Origin of the sequence: Streptomyces sp. NBC_00457 (assembly GCF_036014015.1) — a bacterium.
GTDB lineage: Bacteria > Actinomycetota > Actinomycetes > Streptomycetales > Streptomycetaceae > Streptomyces.
In genome coordinates this window covers 6,121,636-6,142,762 of the sequence record NZ_CP107905.1, presented here as the reverse complement: position 1 = coordinate 6,142,762, position 21,127 = coordinate 6,121,636, and the positions used below count along the sequence as shown (strand labels likewise).

Below are 21,127 nucleotides of genomic sequence, written 5' to 3'. Positions count from 1 at the left end.
GAACGATATGCCCAGGGGCAGGAGGCCTCTCATGATTCCCGGGAGCCGGAAAGTCGCCGTGGCCGGCGTCGCCCTCTCCGACTGCGGCCGCGTGGACGACACCACCCCGTACGCGCTGCACGCCCAGGCCGCCCGCCGCGCGCTGGCCGACGCGGGCCTCGACAAGTCCGTGATCGACGGCTTCGCGTCGGCGGGCCTCGGCACGCTGGCCCCGGCGGAGGTGGCCGAATACATGGGCCTGCGTCCCACCTGGGTCGACTCGACCTCGGTGGGCGGCTCCACCTGGGAGGTGATGGCCGCCCACGCGACCGACGCGATAGCGGCCGGGCACGCGAACGCCGTCCTGCTCGTCTACGGCTCCACCGCCCGCGCCGACATCAAGGCGGGCCGCCGGACCGGCAACCTGTCCTTCGGCGCACGCGGCCCGCTCCAGTTCGAGGTCCCGTACGGCCATACCCTCATCGCCAAGTACGCCATGGCCGCCCGTCGCCATATGCACGAACACGGCACGACCATCGAGCAGTTGGCGGAGGTGGCGGTGCAGGCGCGGGCGAACGCCGCCCTGAACCCGGAGGCGATGTTCCGGGAGCCGATCACCGTCGACGACGTGCTCGACGGCCCGATGATCGCGGACCCCTTCACCAAGCTGCACTGCTGCATACGGTCCGACGGCGGGGCGGCGGTGCTGCTGGTGGCGGAGGAGTACGTACGGGACTGCCGTACCGCGCCGGTGTGGGTGCTCGGCACCGGGGAGCACGTCTCGCACACGACGATGTCCGAGTGGCCTGACTTCACCGTCTCCCCGGCGGCGGTGAGCGGACGGCTCGCCTTCGAGCGGGCGGGCGTGCGGCCGGAGGAGATCGACTTCGCGGAGATCTACGACGCGTTCACCTACATGACGTTGGTGACGCTGGAGGATCTGGGGTTCTGCGGGAAGGGCGAGGGCGGGGCGTTCGTCGAGAAGGGGCGGCTGAAAGTCGTAGGCGGGGAATTGCCCGTGAACACGGACGGGGGTGGGCTGTCGGCTCAGCACCCGGGGATGCGGGGGTTGTTCCTGCTGGTGGAGGCGGTGCGGCAGTTGCGGGGGGAGGTGGGCGAGGCGCGGCAAGTGCGGGCCCGGGACGGGCGGTTGCCGCGCCTCGCGGTGGCGTCCGGGACGGGCGGGTGGTTCTGCTCGTCGGGGACGGTGGTGCTGGGACGCCAGTGAGGCTTAGAGGAACGCGCGCCAGTCGGCGTGCAGGCGGTCGCCGAGCCGGATGGTGATGTACTCGTTGTTGTCCGCCTTGCCCGCCGTGCGGCCGGTGGAGAAGGGGAAGTTGTTGTCGTTCAGGACGGCGAGGGTGCGGTCGTCGAGCAGGACGACGTCCTCGATCGTCTGGAACGGGAAGGTGAACGTCTCGCCGAAGCCGCCGAGCTTCTTCGGGTTGGCGATGTTCATCAGGTCGGCGACGAGGGTCTTGTCCATCACCCCGTCGTCGTTGCGGTCCCGCGTGTCGGCGAGGTAGATCCGCTTGAACTTGGCGGTGTCGCCCTGTCCGCCGTCCCGCTCGATGACCAGGAAGCGGTGCTTGTCGACGGCGATGGCGTCGCCGATGGCGTGGGCGGCGGACTCCAGGCGGTAGGTCCAGTGCTTGCCCGTGTACTTGCCGGCCTTCAGATCGAAGTCGTTGAAGCGCAGGTCGCCGGGGGTGTCACCGGTCACCGTGCCTTCGAGCAGCGGGTAGAGGTGCCGTCCGTCGACGGAACGGGCCATGCCCTCGAAGCCCTTGCTGCTGCCGAGGTTGGGCGTGCCGCCGTTCAGGTACGGGTTCTCGGGCGCCTGCACGCCCTTGAGGGAGATCGGCGCCTCCAGCAGCTTGCCGGTGCGCGAGAAGTGCAGCAGGAACGGGCCGAATTCATCGCCCATCCAGTACGTCCCGTCGTACGCCCGCACGATCGACTCGACGTCGAAGTCGGCGCCGGTGAGGGTGCGGTCGGCGCGGGTGAGCGCGAACGGCACCTTGTGGTACGGGTCGGTCAGGTTGAACCCGCCGAGCACCTTGACCTTCCCTGTGCGCGTGTCCGGCTTGACGCGGTGGACGCGGAGCAGGAAGTCGGCGCTGTTGGCCTTGTTGCCGTAGCCGTTGTCCGACAGCACGTCGTAGGTGCCGTCGTGCCGGTTCACGATGCCGCTGAAGCCCTGCACCGGCTGCCCCGCGAACGGCGCCGCGATCCCGTTGAACGGGCCCGCCCCTATCGCGGCCCCGGACGGCTCACTGCCCGGCACGTACGTCTCCGCAGGCAGCGATGCCCATCCGGTGAGCGTGGCCTGGCCGAAGTCGTGGGTCTTCGCACCGGTCTTCTCGTCGGCCAGGGCGGCGGGCGCCGTGAGGCCGACGGTCAGCGCGACGGCGCTGAGCATGATCGAGATTCTTCTCATGGCGGGCACAGTAGGGACACGGGGTGACGAACGGCCCAACGGCAGGCGACGGACCGCCGGTGGGGGAACAGGTACCCGTCGGCGGACGTTGTGAACAACGGAGCGTCACAGAAGGACCACAGAAAGACCGCCGAACGACTCGAGTCGCTGGAGGATCCCGACATGGCCCTGACCCGCGAGGAGCGCGAACAGTTCCTGGCCGAGCCGCACATCGCCGCGCTGGCGGTGGACGCCGAAGAGGGGCGCGCGCCGCTCAGCGTCCCGATCTGGTACCAGGTCGAGCCCGACGGCACGGTCTGGATCCTGACCGGGCTGGACTCCCGTAAGCACCAGCTGATCAGCAAGGCCGGCAGGTTCTCCCTGATGGTGGACCGGCTGGAACCCACGATCCGCTATGTGTCGGTGGAGGGCCCGGTCCTCGACACCACACCCGCCACCATCGAGAAACTCCGCGAACTCTCGGCCCGCTACCTCCCCGCCGAGAAGGTCGACGGCTATGTCGACTTCTCCTGGAACAACCACGGCGAGATGGTGATCATCCGGATGCGCCCGGAACGCTGGGTGTCGTCGGATCTGGGCACGGTTTAGCGGTCACCGGGCGGGACAGAGGCGCCGGGCGGGAGAATCGGAGGCATGGACTCCGAGTTTGTACGTCTGCTGCGGTCGTCCCGCGTCTGGGAGGCGGGAGTCACCGAACTCCGCCCCTTCGACCCGGCCACCGCACCCGCCTCCCCTCTCCCGCTCTTCACCACCTGGTTCGCGGAGGCGGTGACGGCAGGCCAGCCGGAGCCGCACACCATGTCGCTGGCGACCTCGGACGAGGAGGGCCTGCCGGACGTACGCACGGTCATGCTGCACGGCGCCGACGAGGACGGCTGGGCCTTCGCCACGCACGACCACAGCGCAAAGGGCCGCCACCTCGCGGCCCGCCCGTACGCGGCCCTCGGCTTCTACTGGCCCACCCTCGCCCGCCAGATCCGCATCCGCGGCCCCGTCACCACCGCCCCCTCCCGGGAAGCCCAGTCCGACCTCCACGCCCGCTCCACCGGCGCCCTCGCCGCCGCCCTCACCGGCCACCAGAGCGAAGTCCTCGGCTCACTGGAGGAGTTGGCGACGGAATCAGCCGCGGCCTGGGACCGCGCCCAGCGCGACCCGGACACACTGGTCCCGTCCTGGACGCTGTACCACCTCCAGCCGGACACAGTGGAGTTCTTCCAGGGGGACGCGGAGCGACGGCATGTGCGGCTGAACTACCGGCGGGCGGAGGGGGGTTGGACCAAGGAACTTCTGTGGCCTTGAACGGACCGGCCAGTGCCCTACACACCGAGAACCCGGAACACCGGCACCCCCTCCCGGAACCCCACCTCCAGTTCCATGCCCACCCGCAACTCCCCGCCCCCCACGACCTCCGTCATCATCCGGGGCCCCTCCGCGAGGTCGACGACGGCGGCGACGTAGGGGGTGCGCTCGCCGAAGGGTGGCAGGTCGTTGCGGTGGACGACGGACCAGGTGTAGAGGGTGGCGCGGCCTGTCGCGGGTTCCCAGGTGACGTCCTCGCTCCAGCAGTGCGGGCAGAACTCGCGGGGGTAGTGATGGGCCCGGCCGCACGCCCCACAGCGACGGACCAGCAGTCGACCCTCCGCGGCCGCGTCCCAGTACGTCCTCGTGAACGCGTCGATCTCCGGGACGTCCATGCGCACTCCCCGTGACGGCTACAGAATCTGACGGTACGTCAGTTCAGCAGCGCCCGGCACGGTCGCGCAAGAGGCTGTCGATGACCTGTCGAACCGCCGTGAATCTATGAGCCCGCCTTGAATTCGATGAGGAAACCGTTCCTAAGCTGATTGGCCGATGGTGGCCGTTTCGGGCATTCCGAACAGCGTGAGTTGCTGGTCGTGGATGCTGGGCCCCCGAACGGTGGTGGGGCCGTGGGGCGGGTGCTTTCCGGGTGGGCGCGCTCGCGTCTGACGCACCGAGGGGGTGCTGCGCGAGGTCCGTTCCGGAGCTGTCTGCTCCGTACGGCTTGGGATGTGGTGACTCGGCGGTGTGGGGGCGGTTGTCCCGGTGCGATCCTCCGGTCGCACGGCCCCTGCGTCAGCACGCCGGAGGGCGGTGGTGGCGGGGGTTTGGCGGGGTCCGTCTTTCCTGCGCCGGGCCGTACAGCCCAGACCGCGTCTGCCGACGACCACCGCGGCGGCATGATGCCCGCTCACGGCGGTCGAGCCGGTAGAAGCCTGTTTCTTCAGGGGGTTCAGCCAGTGCTGGGCACCCCATCTGCTCGTGTACGCCGGGTCGACCGCGATCACGGAGAGTCCGGCATGGTGGGCCATCCCGGACAGCCGGTCACGGAACTTGGCCGTGGGGATCCCCGCCACCAGACGCCGGAAGGCTTTGCCGCGTCTGCCCCGGCCCAGTCTCTCCCGGCCGGTGGCGCGAGCGTCGGCGAAGTCCAGGTTCTCGATCACCAGCGCCGCGCACTCCTGCTGCTGGGCGAGGTGCAGGAGGTGGGAGATCGCTGAGCGCAGCCGTGCGTCGCGGGTGGTGGCGGGCAGCCCGGACAGCTGAAGGGGGATCGTGTGGGCGGTGCCGACGGGGTTGCCGTGGGGGTCGATGACCCAGGTGGCCAGGTGGTCGGCGCTCACGTCCACCGCGAGCACCGGGTGTTGGCGCAGCGTCTGTAGGGCAGGGGCCGGGGCCGTTTGGCCCTTGGCCGCGGTGGACCAGGAGGCATCCAGGTACCAGCGTCCGCGTGCCGGGTCGTAGGTGATGTCGTAGCGGACCGAGGCGCCCGAGGCGATCCGGTCCGCCCATGCCTCGCCCTGATGGCTGAAGACGGCCGCCGCGTCCAGCACGTACCGTCCGCGTGGGGCGTTGGCGTGCTGCTGGCGCAGCGGGTCGGGCAGCACCATCGCGATGGAGCCGTCGGCCGGGTCGATGCTGAGGGTGTAGTTCCCGAACGGTGCACCCGCCTCCCCGTCCGCGGTGAGGAACATCCGCCGCGCCGACCACACCTCACCCCACCCGTCCAGCTGGGCTTGCCAGTCGGCTGCGGTCAGCGGCTTCGGTGCGGTGGCGGTGTCGTAGAGGTGGTGGCGGGCGTTGAGCAGGCGGCGTCCGCCCCGGGTGACCCGCACCCGACCACTGGCCCGCTCCCGTACCGCCCGGCGTAGTTCGCCCTGCAGGATCTGCAGCCGCTGCTGCTTGGCCCGCCGCTCGGCGTCATCGGCGTACCCGCGTACCCACCCGCGCCCTCGTCGCTCCCGGCTGCCGGCTGCGACGGCGAGGCGGGAGGTGATCGTGGCGATCGTCCGGCGCAGCGAGCCGATGCGGGCGTTCAGCGCCCGCTGGGACTGCTGGTACTGGTCCTCGCTGGTGCGGGTGATCGACCCCGCCCAGCGGGAGGAGGACTGCGCGGTCAGCGCCTTCTTCCGCTCGGCCCGCCGATTGTGCGCGGCAGGCACGTGCCCGATCCGCACCCGCGCCGCCAAGTCCGCCCCGGCCAGCGCGCCCAGGTGCTCCCCGACCGCCCGCAGCACGGCCACATCGGCGGGCGAGAGGTGCAAGCGGGTGCGGATGCGACACCCGGAGGGTGGGGCGACCACGAACGGGACGGACAGCGCACGGTAGGGACGCGGCTCCCGCCGTTTCGCTCCCCGCCCTCGCTTACCCATCGCCGTGCCCCCCGCTCACCTGTGATGATCTCGACAGGCCGAAGCTAACCCCCGCCCCAATACCCCGGGAAGCACATGGCAGCGATTGGCGAACAAGTGATCCCATCTGCACAGGAAGGGCAGAAGATGATCGCCGACCAGATCATTCGCTACCGACCACACCCCTCCGCCCCGCCCGAAATGACCAGCACCGGGCTACACATCCGGGAACTGCTTCCGACCCGACCCGAGACACCTCTCCCGTCTCCGTCAACATCGCCGCCGCGAGCAGCCTCGGCGACGACGTCAACCACCTGTACTACTGGGACGAGGGACACGGCGCCAACACCGACCCCGGCGACTTCATCACCTGGATCGCCAAGGTCACCGGATACAAGAACCGGGCCAAGAAGTAAGACCGTAGGTCCGGCCCGTCCGGCCCACCCGGCCCCTCCCCACGAACGCGGCGTCGTTTCCCGAAAAGCCCCCTTTACAGGCCCGTGAAAGCCCCCACAATCAGTCGCCCTACGCCACCGGTCCCACTCACTCCTCCTACATGCGTGATCAATCCGCAACCAATTCCGGTCTTGACCGAGACCCATCAATCGGACACGTGATTACGCTCGCGCTCATGGCCGACTCCACAGCGTCCGCATCTCCCGCGAACCAAGCGGCGCAGAGCCCCGCGAACCCCGCGGCGCACAGCCCCGCAGACCGCCCGGTGTACATCATCGGCGGCGGTCCCGGCGGACTCGCCGCCGCGTACGCCCTGCGCGCCCGCGGCATACGCGCCGTCGTCCTGGAGAAGTCCGACCGGGTGGGCGCGTCCTGGCGGCGCCACTACGACCGGCTGCACCTGCACACCACCCGCCGCCTCTCGGGCCTGCCGGGTCTGCCGATGCCGCGCCGCTTCGGGCGCTGGGTGTCCCGCGACAACGTGGTCCGGTACTTGGAGAAGTACGCCGAGCACCACGAGCTGGAGATCGTCACCAGCGTCGAGGTCTCCCGCGTCGACCGCGCGCCCGACGGCTCCGGCTGGCTGCTGCACGCCACCGGCGGCCGCGAACTCACCGGCGCCGCGGTCATCGTCGCCACCGGCTACAACCACACACCCCACCTCCCCGACTGGCCCGGCCGCGACTCCTACACCGGGGACCTCCTCCACGCCGCCGACTACCGCAGCGCCGAGCCCTACGCCGGCCGTGACGTCCTCGTCGTCGGCGTCGGCAACACCGGCGCCGAGATCGCCGTCGACCTCGTCGAGGGCGGCGCCTCCCGCGTACGGCTGTCCGTCCGCACCGCCCCCCACATCGTGCGCCGGTCGACCGCGGGCTGGGCCGCCCAGTACTCGGCCGTGCTGTGCCGACGCCTCCCGGTCGGCCTCGTCGACCGGCTCGCCCGTCCGCTGGCCAAGGTCAGCGTGCCGGACCTCTCGGAACACGGCCTGCCCCGCCCCGACACCGGCCTCTACAGCCGGGTCAACGAAGGGTCGATCCCGGTGCAGGACGTCGGCCTCATCGACGCCGTACGCAAGGGCACCGTCGAGGTGGTGGCCGCCGTCGACGGCTTCGAGGACGGCAAGGTCGTCCTCGCCGACGGCGACCGCGTCGGCCCGGACGCCGTGATCGCCGCCACCGGCTACGCCCGAGCACTCGACGGTCTCGTCGGCCACCTCGACGTCCTCGACACCCGCGGCAAACCGCTCGTCCACGGCGCCCGCACCCCCCAGCACGCCCCCGGCCTGTACTTCACCGGCTTCACCAACCCCATCAGCGGCATGCTCCGCGAACTGGCCATCGACGCCGAGAAGATCGCGAAGGCCATCGCGAAGAACGGGGCGGGTTCGGTGTCCCGGCTGCCGGTCTGAGGCCGGGGGACCCCTCCCTCTCCGGTGGGTCGGGTGCCGGAGAGTGCAGGGAAGTGGATGCCGGAGTATGCGGCCAAGTGGGTGCTGAAGTGGGTGCCGACGTACCGTGACGGCCGGCCGCAGCAGGCGACGACAGTCACCGCCGCAGCACTGTGACCGTAGCCGCAGCCACCCCCCAACAGCCGCCTCCGCAGTACCTCCCCGGTTCAACGACTTCCTGACGCAGCGTCAGTTCAGTAATCTGACACTGCGTCAGTTAGTTGCTGTCACACAGGAGCGGGGCGACCGATGCTTGGATCAACCCACGGCACCCTTACCACCGACTCCCGCCGGGGCCGGGTCGTCGCCTGCGGCGAGCAGCCCGCCCCCGCCGTCCACGGCCGCCCGGCCGACGTGGACGACTACGACGTCAGCGGGCGTCCGCTGTATGCGGGCGTCCCCGATCTGGACCGGTTCTTCCGGCCCGAGTCCGTCGCCGTGATCGGCGCCTCGGACGGGGAGGGCCGGCCCAACACCGGCGTCACCCGGCAGCTGTTGTCCTGGGCCGAGCGGGTCGGGGCCCGGCTGTATCCGGTGCATCCCACGCGGGACTCCGTCTTCGGCATCTCCTGCTTTCCTTCCGTCCGGGACCTGCCCGAGCAGGTCGATCTCGCCGTACTGCTGGTCGCCGACCCCCTCCCCGTGATCGAGGAACTGGGCGAGGCCAAGGTGAAGTTCGCCGTCGTCTTCGCCTCCGGGTTCGCGGAGACGGGGGACGAGGGCGCCGTCCTGCAGGGTCAGCTGACGGCCGCCGTGGAGCGGGCCGGTGTGCGGTTGCTCGGACCGAACACCAACCTGAACGCCTTCGAGCGGTTCCGGGACGACCTGGACGGTCCCTCCATCGCCCTCATCACCCAGTCCGGGCATCAGGGCCGCCCCGTCTTCGCCCTCCAGGAACTCGGCATCCGGCTCTCCCACTGGGCGCCCACCGGCAACGAGGCCGATCTGGAGACCGCCGACTTCATCTCCTACTTCGCCGAGCAGCCCGACGTCGGTGCCATCGCCTGCTATATCGAGGGGCTGAAGGACGGCCGCTCCTTTCTGCTCGCCGCCGACCGGGCCGCCCGGCGCCGGGTGCCGGTCGTCGCGGTCAAGGTGGGCCGCACCGAGACCGGCGCCCGCACGGCCGCCTCACACACCGGCAAGCTGACCGGCGCGGACGAGGTGGTGGACGCCGCGATGCGGCAGTTCGGGGTGATCCGGGTCGACGGGCTCGACGAACTCCAGGACACCGCCGCCCTGTTGGCCCGCGCCCGTCCGCCCCGCGCCGATGGAGTCGTCGTCTATTCGATCTCGGGCGGCACGGGCGCGCACGTCGCCGACCTGGCGAGCGAGGCGGGCCTGCGGCTGCCGGAGCTGTCTCAGGCCCGGCAGGCCGAGCTGCACCAGTGGATACCGGAGTACCTCAGCGTGGCCAACCCGGTCGACAACGGCGGGCATCCGGTCGGGGACTGGCGCGGCCGGAAGATCATCGACGCGATCCTGGACGACCCGGAGGTCGGGGTGCTGATCTGCCCGGTCACCGGGCCCTTCCCACCCCTCAGCGACCGGCTCGTACAGGACCTGGTGGACGCGGCCGAGCGGACCGACAAGCTGGTGTGCGTGGTGTGGGGGTCGCCGGTCGGCACCGAGCCGGCGTACCGCGACGTACTGCTCGGCTCCTCCCGCGTGGCCACCTTCCGCACGGTCACCAACTGTCTCACCGCGGTCCGCGCCCACCTCGACCACCACCGGTTCGTCACCGGCTACCGCTCCCCCTTCGACGAGGCACCGCGCACCCCTTCGCCCTCCTTCCGCAAGGCGCAGGCCCTGATGCGCCCAGGACAGCAGCTGAGCGAACACGCGGCGAAACAGCTGCTTCGTGCCTACGGAATCCGGGTGCCGCGCGAGCAGTTGGTCACCAGCGCGGCGGCGGCCGTGCGCGCGGCGGGCCTCGTCGGCTACCCGGTGGTGATGAAGGCATCCGGCGCGCAGATCGCCCACAAGACCGAGCTGGGTCTCGTCAAGATCGGACTGACCTCGGCCAGCCAGGTCCGCGACGCCTACCGCGACCTGACCGACATCGCCCGCTACGAGGACGTCTCGCTGGACGGCGTGCTGGTGTGCCAGATGGTCGAGCGGGGCGTCGAGATGGTCGTCGGCGTCACCCACGACGAACTCTTCGGACCGACCGTGACCGTCGGGCTCGGCGGTGTGCTCGTCGAGGTGTTGCGGGACGCCGCCGTACGCGTGCCGCCCTTCGGTGAGGAGCAGGCGCGGGACATGCTCGGTGAACTGCGCGGGCGGGCCCTGCTGGACGGGGTCAGGGGGCGCCCCCCGTCCGACCTCGACGCGCTCGTCGAGGTCGTCCTGCGGGTGCAGCGCATGGCACTGGAACTCGGGGACGACCTCGCGGAGCTGGACATCAATCCGCTGATGGTGCTGCCCAGGGGGCAGGGAGCGGTGGCGCTGGACGCGTTGGCGGTGTGCCGCTGACATGAATCCACCCAGTGAACTGAACATCCCCGATTCCCCCCGTGAGTCCAGAAATTCCGCTGAGTCATTGATACGGCACACCACTGACAATCACGTCCGCCGTATCACCCTCAACCGCCCCGAGGCCCTCAACGCCATCACCCCTGACCTGCGAGAACGCCTGATCCAACTTCTCTCCGACGCCTCCGCCGACCCCGCCGTGAGAGCCGTCGTCCTCACCGGAACCGGCCGCGGCTTCTGCGCCGGCGCCGACCTGCGGGGCGGGGCGGCGGGCGGCGGGGAGCGGATCGCCGGTGACGTCGCCCGCACCCTCCGGCTCGGCGCTCAGCGGCTGATCAGCGCCGTCCTCGACTGCGAGAAGCCGGTGATCGCCGCCGTGAACGGCACGGCGGCCGGGCTCGGCGCGCATCTCGCCCTCGCCTGCGACCTCGTACTGGCCGCCGAATCCGCCAAGTTCATCGAGGTGTTCGTACGGCGTGGACTCGTGCCGGACGGCGGCGGCGCGTACCTCCTCCCCCGCCTCATCGGCCCCCACCGCGCCAAAGAACTGATGTTCTTCGGCGACGCCCTCCCCGCCGCGGACGCCGAACGCCTGGGCCTGGTCAACCGCGTCGTCCCGGACGCCGAGCTGGACAAAACAGCCCGCGAGTGGGCCGACCGCCTCGCCACCGGCCCGACCCGAGCCATCGCCTTGACCAAGCAGCTCGTCAACGCCTCCCTCGACACCGACCGCACCACCGCGTTCGCCGCGGAGGCAGCCGCCCAGGAGATCAACATGACGACGGCAGACGCGAGGGAGGGAGTGGCGAGCTTCGTGGAACGCAGGAGTCCGGAATACCGGGGTCGGTGAGGTCGTCACTCCCGTTTAAGTATCCGCAGGTCACCCGCGTCAGGGTCGCCGAACAGGACGAACAGCTCAGGCTCGTGTGCCGTGCCGCCGATCGTCCAGTACGTCTGCTCCCCACATCCCCCGTCGAGCCGCACGACGACCCCGTCCCGCTCCTCCGGGCCCTGACCACCCCACCGGTCGTCGCGGCCCTCCGTGTCGAGCCACCAGCTACCCATGCCGTCGCACACCTCGATGTCCTCGGCGGACTCCATATCGAACTCGGCCTCGGCAGGCAGGTCTGTGACGTGGGCCCGGCCACCCGGAAGCAGTTTCAGTGCCGCGCCGTTGTCGCCGCGCCAGACTCCGGCGAGCTGCGCGGCGGACAGCTTCGGAGGCTCGTACTCCTCGATCAGTCCCGAGGCCGCGACCAGCGACCCACCCACAAGGGCCAGCCCGCACAGCCCGAAGCAGCCGAGGCTTCCACGCCACCAGACGCCCAGCGCTCCCCACGTCCGCCCGGTGCCCTGGGCGCGTCGGCGGGCGTACGCGACACCGAGTACGGGGAGTATGCCGAGGGCCGCGAGGACCAAGGCCGTCGCCGTGAACGACCAGCCCCAGAAGATCACGGGCAGGAACGCCCAGCCGGCACCGAGCAGCACGACGTACAGGAGGTGCCAGGCCCACCCGGGTCCGCGGAACCGGCGGGCCGACGGATGGGCCAGCAGGGCGGCCGGGGTGATCTGCGTGACCGTCTGGAGCAGGCCCAGAATCGGCAGCACCAGTGGTGCGAAGAGGAGCGCGCACATCAGGCCCAGGGCCAGGCCGCCGGTACCGACGCCGTAGTCGTCCTCCGCGGTGCCGCCGAAGAGCGACAGCAGCCAGGCCGCCGGAAGCTGCGCCGCGCACACCCCCACGGCGACAGTCCGGTCGTCGTTCGTCCAGCTCAGCCGGGCTCTGCGGAGCCCCCGCCGGATCTTTCCCCACCCCATGGCCCGGAGCGTACGCCGCGGCCCCGGACGGTCTCCCGCACCCCTTCCCATCTGACACCCCGTCAGCTTCAATGGATGACGTGATGGGACACGCAGGAATGGCGGCAGCGGCCGTCCGTTATCTCAGGTCCGGGCCCGCCCGCCCCGTGGAGGCGCTGCCGCGCCCGGAGTTGCGGTGTGTGGGTGAGGACGAGCGGGCGCCGGTCGAGCAGGGCGAGTTCCGGCGGGTGCTCGGGAACTTCGCGACGGGCGTGGCCGTTGTCACCTCACCAGCCACCGATGGCGAATCCGGCCCCGCCGGCTTCGCCTGCCAGTCCTTCTCCTCCCTCTCCCTCGACCCACCCCTCGTCGCTTTCATGGTCGGCCGTACGTCGACGACCTGGCCCCGCATCGCCCGCGCGGGCGCCTTCTGCGTGAACGTGCTCGCCGCCGGCCAGGGCGCGTTGTGCCGCGGCTTCGCGGTGAGCGGCGCGAACAAGTTCGCGGGCGTCGAATACGACACAGCACCGGTCTCCGGGTCACCGCGTCTCACGGGCGCGCTCGCTTGGATCGACTGCACTATCCATGCCGTCCACACCGGCGGCGACCACCTCATCGTGGTGGGCCGGGTGGACGACCTCGGCACGTCCGAGACCCTTGAGGCGCCCCTGCTGTTCCATAAAGGACGCTTCCTGTAATCGGTCGAGCATCCTTGCGCGGTCTGCCTCTCTTCGGAGCGTCAGGCTCCGGTCGACCAGGCCGTACTATATGTACACCCGCCCATCGAGTTCCTCCTGGACTGCGATCACCCGCGACCGGAGCGTGTGCCATCGCTCCTCGACCGAGGCGAGGAACCGGTCGTCGAGCCGGGTGGCAGGGTCGACGACTTTCTCCAGGACGCGCATCGACTCGGCCGCCAGCCGGTCAAGTTCTGCCGCCTCGGCGAGGGGAAACGCCAGGGGAAGCGGCAGATCGAGAAGCCGGGTGGAGGTGAACTCGCACTGGTGGACTGTCGGTATTCGAGGGTTGCAGTATTCGCCGTAGAGCGAGCAGTTCCGTACCCGGCTCGGTCACGTCAGCGGTGACAGAGTGCAAGCTCTCGCGGAACGGGCGCTGTCTGCGCGAAGACGCCGGATCAAGAAGAAAACCGGCCTCTTGCGGTGAACCCGCGCCGTACGGCCCCCTCCTGGCAGCGGCAATCCCGCGCGGCAGAAGACTTACCGGCGCTACGAGGTTCACGGCGCCGGTAGGGCACCGATCTGCTGCATCACCCCGAGGAGGTCAGGCTGGCCCCGTTCGCCGACGATCCGGCCGTCGGCCAGGTAGTAGAAGTTCATGGCCTGCACCGAGATCTTGTTGCCGCTCGCCGGGATCCCGAAGAATTCACCGTCGTGGGTTCCCCGCATGGTGAACCGCGCGGCCACGGTGTCGCCTTCGGTGACCGTCTCCTCCAGCGTCCACTCGACGTCGGGGAAGGCGCTGCGCATCATCCCGAGGACTTCCATGTACCCATCGGGCCCCCGCAGTGGTTCCGGGTGGCTGGGTGCGTGGAACACCGCGTCCGGAGAAATGACCTCGCGGGCGAGATCCTCGTTGCCCGTGTTGATGAACTCGACGAAACGGTTCATCACTGACTCGGTGGACTGCGACGGCATCTTGCTGTGCCTCTCCAGAGACGTTTGAGCGGATATCTGCGAGCGTAACATCGAATCGATGTTCACATCGATTCGATGTCCGCGTGCGAAGATGGACTCATGCTGGAACTCGCGATACTCGGCTTCCTCACCGAGGCACCCCTGCCTGGACACGAGCTGCGCCGCCGCGTCTCACAGCTGACCGGCTATACGCGTCCGGTCAGTGACGGCAGCCTGTATCCGGCGATCAACCGTCTGACCAGGGCGGGCTTGATCGAGCGGCGCGCCGACCCGGCCGCGGGGGCGGCCCGGTACGTGCTCAACCTGACCGCGGCCGGACGGGCCGACATGCTTCAGCGTCTGCGCAAACCCGCCGACCATGAGATCACCGACTTCACCCGGTTCTACGTCGTCCTGGCCTTCCTCTCCCACCTGCCCGACGTGGCCGAACAGCACGCGGTGCTGCGCAGACGGCTGGAGTTCCTGGAAGAACCGGCGAGCTTCTTCTACGACAACGAGCGGCCCCTGCGCGCCGAGGAGATCGCCGACCCCTACCGGCGGGGCATGCTGCTCACCGCCCGCGCCACCAGCCGCGCCGAACGGACCTGGCTGCGCGAGACCCTCGGCGAGGAACCGCCCGCGTTCGACACCGCATGCACCGACAGCGATCCGCATGCGCCCGCCGCTCCCGCAAGCTGACTGTCCACGGAGGTACTCCCATGCTTGCTTCCTGGTACGACGTCCAGGGCCCCGCCGCCGATGTCCTGCACGTCGGTGAACTACCTGATCCCGTCCCAGGTCCCGGCGAGGTCCGCGTCCGCGTCACCGTCTCGGGCGTCAACCCCGGCGACACCAAGAAGCGGCGGGGCTGGCTCGGCTCGTCCATGCCCTTCCCGCGGGTGATCCCGCACAGCGACGGCGCCGGAGTCATCGACGCGGTGGGCGACGGCGTCGACGCCCGCCGCGTCGGACAACGGGTCTGGGTATACGGCGCCCAGTCCTACCGCCCCTTCGGCACCGCCGCCCAGTACACCGCCGTACCCGACCACCAAGCCGTACCTCTGCCCGACCACCTCAGTGACGAACTGGGCGCGAGCCTCGGCATCCCCGGCATCACCGCCCACCGGACCGTCTTCGCCGACGGCCCGGTCGACGGCCGACTGGTTCTGGTCCACGGAGTTCTCGGCGGCGTCGGCTCCCTGGCCGCCCAGCTCGCCCACTGGGCCGGCGCCACTGTGATCGCCACCGTCCGCCGCACCGCGGACCTCGACCACGTCGACCCGGCCGTCGCCCACGCCATCGCCCTGGATACCGGCGACCCCGCCGCGGCCATCCGCTCGTACGCGCCACGGGGCGTCGACCGGATCATCGAGGTCGCACTGTCCGACAACGCCGATCTCGACACCGCCGTCGCCGCTGGCAACGCCGTCATCGCCGCCTACGCCACCCGCACGGACCGCACCGAGATCCCCTTCTGGCCTCTGCTGTTCAACAACGTGACCCTGCGGCTGCTCGGCAGCGACGACTTCCCCGCCGAGGCTAAGCGCCAGGCCGCCCGCGACCTCACCTCCGCCGCCGCCGTGGGTGCCCTCACCGTCGCCGTCGGCGACCGCTACCCGCTGGACGACATCGCCGAAGCCCACGACCACGTCGACGCCGGCGGTAGCCACGGCCGAATCCTGCTCACCATCCCCCAATAGCGCAGACTCGGAACACTGCCCTGCTCAACTGCCCAGCCCTACGGGCCGGCCCGTCGCGTTGCTAAGTAGTCGGACCAGTTCCCGTCGGCGAGGGTTGCCCAGACAGCCGGTGTCGTCCGGGAGGCCCCGGGAGGGCGCCGCTTTCTGAGCGGATGAGCCGCGAGGAATATACTCCTTAGAAGTGTGTTCCTAACAAGGATTGCCGAGGGCGATCATGCAGCAGCCAAGGCCGATCAAGCCGTCACGCATTTTCGACCGAGGCCCTGAGTGGGACGCGCTCACCGCCTTTGTCGACCGGCCCCTGCCGCACGCCGCGCTCGGAGTCCTCAGCGGCAGGCGGCGTATGGGAAAGACATACCTACTGCGAGCACTCGTCGAGCAGTGCGGCGGGTTCTACTTCGGGGCCACGGACGCCACCGAGGCGGAGTCCCTTCGGCAGTTCAGCGCCGCCCTGGCCGCACATGTGGGTTCTCCAGTGGCTTTCTCCTTCGCCACCTGGGACGACGCGGTCTCGTACCTCTTCGGGCTCGCGGCATCCGGCCCCAGGACGCCTGGCGGTCCGGCGCCGGAAACCGCGTTTCTCGTGGTCATCGACGAGTTCCCGTATCTGGTGCGGGCGGCTCCGGAACTTCCCTCACTGATCCAGCGCGCGATCGACCGGGGCCAGGTTGAGGAGAGCCGCATGCGGCTGCTGCTGTGCGGCTCGGCGATGTCCGTCATGGGCGGGCTGCTGGCCAGCAGCGCACCCCTGCGTGGCAGGGCCCAACTGGAACTCGTCGTACGTCCCTTCGGATACCGGGCGGCGGCGGACTTCTGGGGCGTTGCTGCCGACCCGGCACTCGCTGCCCGACTGCATGCGGTTCTCGGCGGTACGCCCGCGTACCGCCGTCAGTTCCTGGCGGACGACGTCCCCGCCGATCTGGAGGGCTTCGACGAATGGATCTGCCGCACGGTCCTCTCGCCGTTCAGTCCCCTCTTCCGGGAGGCTCGTTACCTGCTCGCCGAGGAAGCCGACATCCGGGACACCGCGTTGTACCACTCAGTGCTCGCCGCCGTGGCGCAGGGCAACACCACGCGCGGAGGCATCGCGGGATACATCGGCCGCAAGTCCGTCGACATCTCGCACCCACTCAATGTCCTGGAGGACAGCCATCTCCTGGTCCGGGAGGCAGACGTCTTCCGAGCCGGGAAATCCCAGTACCGCATCACCGAGCCTCTGATCAACTTCTATGAGGCGGTCATGCGCCCGGCTTGGGCCCGACTGGAAGGGGGCCAGGCCACCGAGGTTTGGGCCCAGGCAGGACAACGTTTCGCGGCGCAAGTGGCCGGTCCGCACTTCGAGGCGATGTGCCGTGAGTATGTGTTGGGGCCCGGTCGAACCCTGCTCAGCACCTCGCTGGGCGAGGTGGGCAACGGCATCGTGACCGATCCGAAAGAGCGCCGGCAGATCCAGGTCGATGTGGCCGTGGTCGAACAGGGGTCCGGCGGAAACCGCCCGTCGGTCGCCCTGCTCGGCGAGGCGAAGTGGGGCACGGTCATGGGAGTCCCCCACCTCGAGCGTCTGTCACGGGCACGGGAATTGCTCGCCGGGCGCGGCATGGACACCTCGCACTGCGGGTTGGCCTGTTTCAGCGCGGCGGGTTTCAGCGAGGCCCTGCGGGCCGAGGCGGCACGGGGTGGGGTGCTGTTGATCGGCTTGGACGAGTTGTATGGCCGGGCCATGCCGAGTGGGTTCCTGCCGTAGGACATAGCTGCGGATCAGCCGTAGGGAGACACCGCCCTAGGTCGGCAAAGATTGGCCCACGGCCGCAGGTTCTGCCGCCGGTGTGACCGGCCGCCGCCGGATCACCAGCGCCATCAGCGCCGCCGCCGCGCACAGCGCGCCCGACGCGTACCAGACCATGTCGTACGAGCCGGAGACATCGCGTACGACGCCGCCGATGAAGGCGACCAGGGCGGCGCCGACCTGGTGGGAGGCGAGGACCCAGCCGAAGACGATCGCGCTGTCGTCGCCGTACTGCTCGCGGCACAGGGCCACGGTGGGCGGGACGGTGGCGACCCAGTCGAGGCCGTAGAAGACGATGAAGAAGATCATCGGCGGATGGACGCTGGGCGCCAGCAGTATGGGCAGGAACAGCAGCGAGATGCCGCGCAGCGCGTAGTAGACGGCGAGCAGCCGGCGCGGTTCGTAGCGGTCGGTGAACCAGCCGGAGGCGATGGTGCCGACCACGTCGAACACGCCGATGACCGCGAGCAGCGAGGCCGCCGCCGGGATGGGCATGTGCTCGTCGTGGGCGGCGGGTATGAAGTGGGTCTGGATCAGGCCGTTGGTGGAGGCGCCGCAGATCGCGAAGGTGCCGGCGAGCAGCCAGAAGGGGCCGGTGCGGGCGGCCTTGAAGAGGACGGTCACGGCGCGGCGCGCGGCGCCCGGCACCGGGTCCGGCTTCGGTACGAACTCCTTCGCGCCGTACGGCTTCAGGCCCACGTCGGCCGGGTGGTCGCGCAGCAGCAGCCAGACGAAGGGGACGACCGCGAGGGCGGTGAGGGCGACCGTGACGGCGCCCGCGCGCCAGTGGCCGGCGTCGACCATCAGGGCCAGCACGGGCAGGAAGATCAGCTGGCCGGAGGCCGACGCGGCGGTGAGGATGCCGGTGACCAGGCCGCGCCGTTCGGTGAACCAGCGGTTGGTGACCGTCGCGGCGAAGGCCAGCGCCATCGAACCGGTACCGAGGCCCACCAACAGGCCCCAGCACAGCAGCAGTTGCCAGGCCGCCGTCATCCACACCGTCAGGCCGGAGCCGATCGCGATCACGGTGAGCGCCGCCGCGACCACGCGCCGGATGCCGAAGCGGTCCATCAGGGCGGCGGCGAAGGGTGCGGTCAGTCCGTACAGGGCGAGGTTGATCGAGACGGCGGCGGCGATCGTGCCGCGTGACCAGCCGAACTCCTGGTGCAGCGGGTCGATGAGCAGCCCCGGCAGGGAGCGGAAGGCGGCGGCGCCGAGGATCGTCACGAAGGCGACGGCGGCGACGAACCAAGCGCGATGGATGCGGGTACGGCGCGGCTTGTGCGGGGTCCGGTCGGCGGCGGTGGCTTCGGTTGTCTGCGTCACGACAACGAGCTTCGGGCCTGTGCGCCCACAGATCCATTGGCCCGAAGGACAGCATTCGTTAGGATCGGGCCATGAGCATGAGCCGGAACGTCATGAGCGCGAGTGAGGGTGAACGCCATGAGCGTGCGTGAGCCGGAGCACCTGAGCTCGAGTCAACGCCACGCGCGTGACTCGGAGTTCCGCCCGCACCGCGTCGTCGTCCTCGCCCTGGACGGGCTGCTCCCGTTCGAGCTGGGCATCCCGCACCGGATCTTCGGGCGCCCCAAGGACGCCGAGGGGCGGTATCTGTACGAGGTCGTCACCTGCTCGGTCCGGCCGCCGGGCCCGGTCCAGACCGACGCCGACTTCTCCATCCACGTCGAACACGGCCCTCAGGCGCTGGCCACCGCCGACACCGTGATCGTCCCGGCGTCGTACGAGCTCGGCCCGGTCTTCGACGAGGGTGTGCTGACCGACGAACTGGCCGCCGCGCTCGCCCGCATCCGCCCCGGCACCCGGATCGCCTCCATCTGCACCGGCGTCTATGTCCTCGCCGCCGCCGGCCTGCTCGAGGGCCGCCCGGCCACCACGCACTGGTCCGACGCCGAGCGCTTCCAGCGGCTGTTCCCGAGGATCAAGGTCGACGCGGACGTGCTGTTCATCGACGACGGCGACGTGCTGACCTCGGCGGGCGTCGCCGCCGGGATCGACCTGTGCCTGCACATGGTCCGCCGTGACCACGGCACGGCGATCGCCAACGACGTGGCCCGCCGCACGGTCGTACCGCCCCACCGCGACGGCGGCCAGGCGCAGTACATCCACCGCCCGGTCCCCGACCCGCAGCAGGCGACCACGACCACCGCCCGTGCCTGGGCCCTGGGCCGCCTCCACGAGCCGATCCAGCTGCGCGACATGGCGGAGCAGGAGGCCATGTCCGTACGGACCTTCACGCGCCGCTTCCGCGAGGAGGTCGGCGTCAGCCCCGGCCAATGGCTCACCCAGCAGCGGGTGGAACGCGCCCGCCACCTCCTGGAGTCCACCGATCTCTCCGTCGACCAGGTCGCCCGGGACGCCGGCTTCGGCACGGCCCAGTCGATGCGGCAGCACCTACAGGCGGCGCTCGGCGTCACACCCACCAGCTATCGGCGCACCTTCCGCGCCGGGAACAACGCCGACGTCCAGGTCCCCTGCCGCACGTGAGCCGTCCCGGCGGGCCTCTCCCCACCAGCCGAGCGCCGTCAGCAGCAGGGTAAGCACCACACCGGCCAGCATGGCCGTGGACGGCGCCACCACCTGGAGCAGGCCACCGGCGAGAGAACCCGTCGCCGCATAGCCCGCGCCCGCGGCGGCGTACATCACCGAGTAGCCGGCCGCCAGCGCGCCCGGCGGCAGGGCCTCGCGCAGGGACAGGTTGCGGGTGATGAGCGCACCCGACTGGAGCGTGCCCGCCAGGGCGAGGGCGATCGCGATCCCGGCCGCGCCCGGTATCAGCGCGGCGAGGCTCACGAAGGCCGACATGCCACACATCAGCACCACACTGCGCATACGAAGCCGCCCCGGCCACGACCGCACGCCGTACACGAACGCCCCGATCCCCGCCCCCACCGCGAGTCCCGCCAGCATCGGGCCGGACCAGCCCACGCCGATGCCGCGCTGCTCCAGCAGGGCGGGCAGGGTGAGTTCGGCCAGGCCGAGCAGGGTGAGGCTGGCCGCGCCCGTGACGTACACCGGCCAGGCGCGTATCAGCACGCGGAGCATCCCCCGGCCCGCCTCCCCGTCCTGATCCCCCTTGGCCCAGCCCGCCGGAAGCAGCCAGTGGCCCGCTGTCGACGACGCCATCAGGGCGGCCCCGAGGAGCAGCGGTATCCGAGGCGCCACCCCGAGGGCGAGGCCGGCCACCGCGACCGGGGAGACGGCCCACACACCGGACATCAGCATCGACTCGGCCGACAGCGCCTGCGTCACGGCACGTTCCGGAACCAGCGAGGTCAACAGCGCACGCTGACCGCCCGCGACGGCCGCCGGAGCGGCACCGGCCAGAAACGCGAACGCCCCCAGCACGACAGGATGCGCACCGGCCAGCACCCCGAGCCCCGCGAACCCCACCGCCCCGCCCGCGAGTCCCACGGCCAGATGCCGCCGGCCGCGCGCCGGATCCAGCCGCATCCCGAGGACCGGCGCCCCGATGATCTCGCCGATCACATAGGCCGCCGCGAGCGCCGCGCCCAGCGTGTAGCCGCCGGGCCGCTCCCGCACCAGGAACACCAGCGCCAACGGCGCCATGGCGACCGGCATACGGGAGCCGACGGCGGTGCAGGCCCAGATCAGGACCTGCTTGGAGGCGACATCGCGGTAGGTCATGAGTCGAAGGTAGGCGGCGGCACTGACAACGCGGCAGCCGATTTCCGGGCCTGTGGACAACTCCGCGAGGACAGCGCCGACCAAGCACCGAATG

The 21,127-nt window shown here is 70.5% G+C and carries 19 protein-coding genes; 11 read left to right on the top strand and 8 right to left on the bottom strand.

Annotated features, from left to right (window positions below; all coding sequences use genetic code 11):
* Positions 1-31 precede the first annotated feature (31 nt).
* A complete protein-coding gene (locus tag OG828_RS28100) occupies positions 32-1,207 on the top strand; it encodes a thiolase C-terminal domain-containing protein (RefSeq protein ID WP_328502667.1) in 1,176 nt (391 codons plus the stop codon).
* 3 nt (positions 1,208-1,210) lie between these two features.
* On the opposite strand, the gene OG828_RS28095 is transcribed toward OG828_RS28100, so the two are convergent.
* Positions 1,211-2,419 (bottom strand): esterase-like activity of phytase family protein, encoded by a 1,209-nt coding sequence (locus OG828_RS28095; RefSeq protein ID WP_328502666.1) that lies wholly within the window; start codon positions 2,417-2,419, stop codon positions 1,211-1,213.
* Positions 2,420-2,581: 162 nt separating this feature from the next.
* Between OG828_RS28095 and OG828_RS28090 the strand changes: the two genes are divergently transcribed.
* Together OG828_RS28090 and OG828_RS28085 are read left to right on the top strand one after the other, a co-directional pair.
* Positions 2,582-3,007, top strand: coding sequence for a pyridoxamine 5'-phosphate oxidase family protein (locus tag OG828_RS28090; RefSeq protein WP_328362674.1), 426 nt, complete (start codon positions 2,582-2,584; stop codon positions 3,005-3,007).
* 45 nt (positions 3,008-3,052) lie between these two features.
* Positions 3,053-3,718: a pyridoxine/pyridoxamine 5'-phosphate oxidase gene (locus OG828_RS28085; RefSeq protein ID WP_328502665.1), complete on the top strand. Its 666-nt coding sequence runs from the start codon at positions 3,053-3,055 to the stop codon at positions 3,716-3,718.
* Between the two features lie 17 nt (positions 3,719-3,735).
* Here OG828_RS28085 and OG828_RS28080 read toward each other — a convergent pair whose 3' ends face one another.
* Together OG828_RS28080 and OG828_RS28075 are read right to left on the bottom strand one after the other, a co-directional pair.
* Entirely contained in the window at positions 3,736-4,113 is a 378-nt protein-coding gene (locus OG828_RS28080; protein WP_328362666.1) for a Zn-ribbon domain-containing OB-fold protein, read from the bottom strand.
* A gap of 141 nt (positions 4,114-4,254) precedes the next feature.
* Positions 4,255-5,982, bottom strand: coding sequence for a hypothetical protein (locus OG828_RS28075; RefSeq protein ID WP_328502664.1), 1,728 nt, complete (start codon positions 5,980-5,982; stop codon positions 4,255-4,257).
* 718 nt (positions 5,983-6,700) lie between these two features.
* Between OG828_RS28075 and OG828_RS28070 the strand changes: the two genes are divergently transcribed.
* The 3 genes from OG828_RS28070 to OG828_RS28060 all read left to right on the top strand — a co-directional run bounded on the left by OG828_RS28070 (position 6,701) and on the right by OG828_RS28060 (position 11,300).
* Positions 6,701-7,936, top strand: coding sequence for a flavin-containing monooxygenase (locus tag OG828_RS28070; protein WP_328362660.1), 1,236 nt, complete (start codon positions 6,701-6,703; stop codon positions 7,934-7,936).
* 288 nt (positions 7,937-8,224) lie between these two features.
* Positions 8,225-10,450 carry an acetate--CoA ligase family protein gene (locus tag OG828_RS28065; RefSeq protein ID WP_328502663.1) on the top strand — a complete coding sequence of 742 codons (2,226 nt, stop codon included), beginning with the start codon at positions 8,225-8,227 and terminating at the stop codon, positions 10,448-10,450.
* Position 10,451: 1 nt separating this feature from the next.
* Positions 10,452-11,300, top strand: a complete 849-nt coding sequence (locus OG828_RS28060) for an enoyl-CoA hydratase/isomerase family protein (protein WP_328502662.1) — start codon at positions 10,452-10,454, stop codon at positions 11,298-11,300.
* Between the two features lie 5 nt (positions 11,301-11,305).
* On the opposite strand, the gene OG828_RS28055 is transcribed toward OG828_RS28060, so the two are convergent.
* A complete protein-coding gene (locus OG828_RS28055; RefSeq protein WP_328502661.1) occupies positions 11,306-12,268 on the bottom strand; it encodes a hypothetical protein in 963 nt (320 codons plus the stop codon).
* Positions 12,269-12,351: 83 nt separating this feature from the next.
* On the opposite strand from OG828_RS28055, the gene OG828_RS28050 reads away from it, so the two are divergent.
* Entirely contained in the window at positions 12,352-12,945 is a 594-nt protein-coding gene (locus OG828_RS28050; RefSeq protein ID WP_328502660.1) for a flavin reductase family protein, read from the top strand.
* A 66-nt stretch (positions 12,946-13,011) separates the two neighbouring features.
* Here the strand turns inward: OG828_RS28050 and OG828_RS28045 are convergent, their stop codons facing one another.
* Together OG828_RS28045 and OG828_RS28040 are read right to left on the bottom strand one after the other, a co-directional pair.
* Positions 13,012-13,152 (bottom strand): hypothetical protein, encoded by a 141-nt coding sequence (locus OG828_RS28045; RefSeq protein WP_328502659.1) that lies wholly within the window; start codon positions 13,150-13,152, stop codon positions 13,012-13,014.
* Positions 13,153-13,482: 330 nt separating this feature from the next.
* Entirely contained in the window at positions 13,483-13,875 is a 393-nt protein-coding gene (locus OG828_RS28040) for an ester cyclase (protein WP_328440095.1), read from the bottom strand.
* 126 nt (positions 13,876-14,001) lie between these two features.
* Here OG828_RS28040 and OG828_RS28035 point away from each other — a divergent pair, with 126 nt between their 5' ends.
* The 3 genes from OG828_RS28035 (at position 14,002) to OG828_RS28025 (ending at position 17,325) form a co-directional block, all read left to right on the top strand.
* The gene (locus OG828_RS28035; protein ID WP_328440094.1) at positions 14,002-14,580 is read left to right on the top strand and encodes a PadR family transcriptional regulator; all 579 of its coding nucleotides are present in this window, start codon (positions 14,002-14,004) and stop codon (positions 14,578-14,580) included.
* Positions 14,581-14,600: 20 nt separating this feature from the next.
* Positions 14,601-15,581 carry an NADPH:quinone reductase gene (locus tag OG828_RS28030; protein ID WP_328440093.1) on the top strand — a complete coding sequence of 327 codons (981 nt, stop codon included), beginning with the start codon at positions 14,601-14,603 and terminating at the stop codon, positions 15,579-15,581.
* Between the two features lie 214 nt (positions 15,582-15,795).
* Positions 15,796-17,325 carry an AAA family ATPase gene (locus OG828_RS28025; protein WP_328502658.1) on the top strand — a complete coding sequence of 510 codons (1,530 nt, stop codon included), beginning with the start codon at positions 15,796-15,798 and terminating at the stop codon, positions 17,323-17,325.
* A 36-nt stretch (positions 17,326-17,361) separates the two neighbouring features.
* Here the strand turns inward: OG828_RS28025 and OG828_RS28020 are convergent, their stop codons facing one another.
* Positions 17,362-18,693, bottom strand: a complete 1,332-nt coding sequence (locus OG828_RS28020; protein ID WP_328502657.1) for an MFS transporter — start codon at positions 18,691-18,693, stop codon at positions 17,362-17,364.
* Between the two features lie 117 nt (positions 18,694-18,810).
* On the opposite strand from OG828_RS28020, the gene OG828_RS28015 reads away from it, so the two are divergent.
* Positions 18,811-19,872, top strand: a complete 1,062-nt coding sequence (locus OG828_RS28015; protein ID WP_328502656.1) for a GlxA family transcriptional regulator — start codon at positions 18,811-18,813, stop codon at positions 19,870-19,872.
* Here the strand turns inward: OG828_RS28015 and OG828_RS28010 are convergent.
* A complete protein-coding gene (locus OG828_RS28010) occupies positions 19,780-21,033 on the bottom strand; it encodes an MFS transporter (RefSeq protein ID WP_328502655.1) in 1,254 nt (417 codons plus the stop codon). The two genes, OG828_RS28015 and OG828_RS28010, sit on opposite strands and share 93 nt — an antisense overlap.
* Positions 21,034-21,127: the final 94 nt, after the last annotated feature.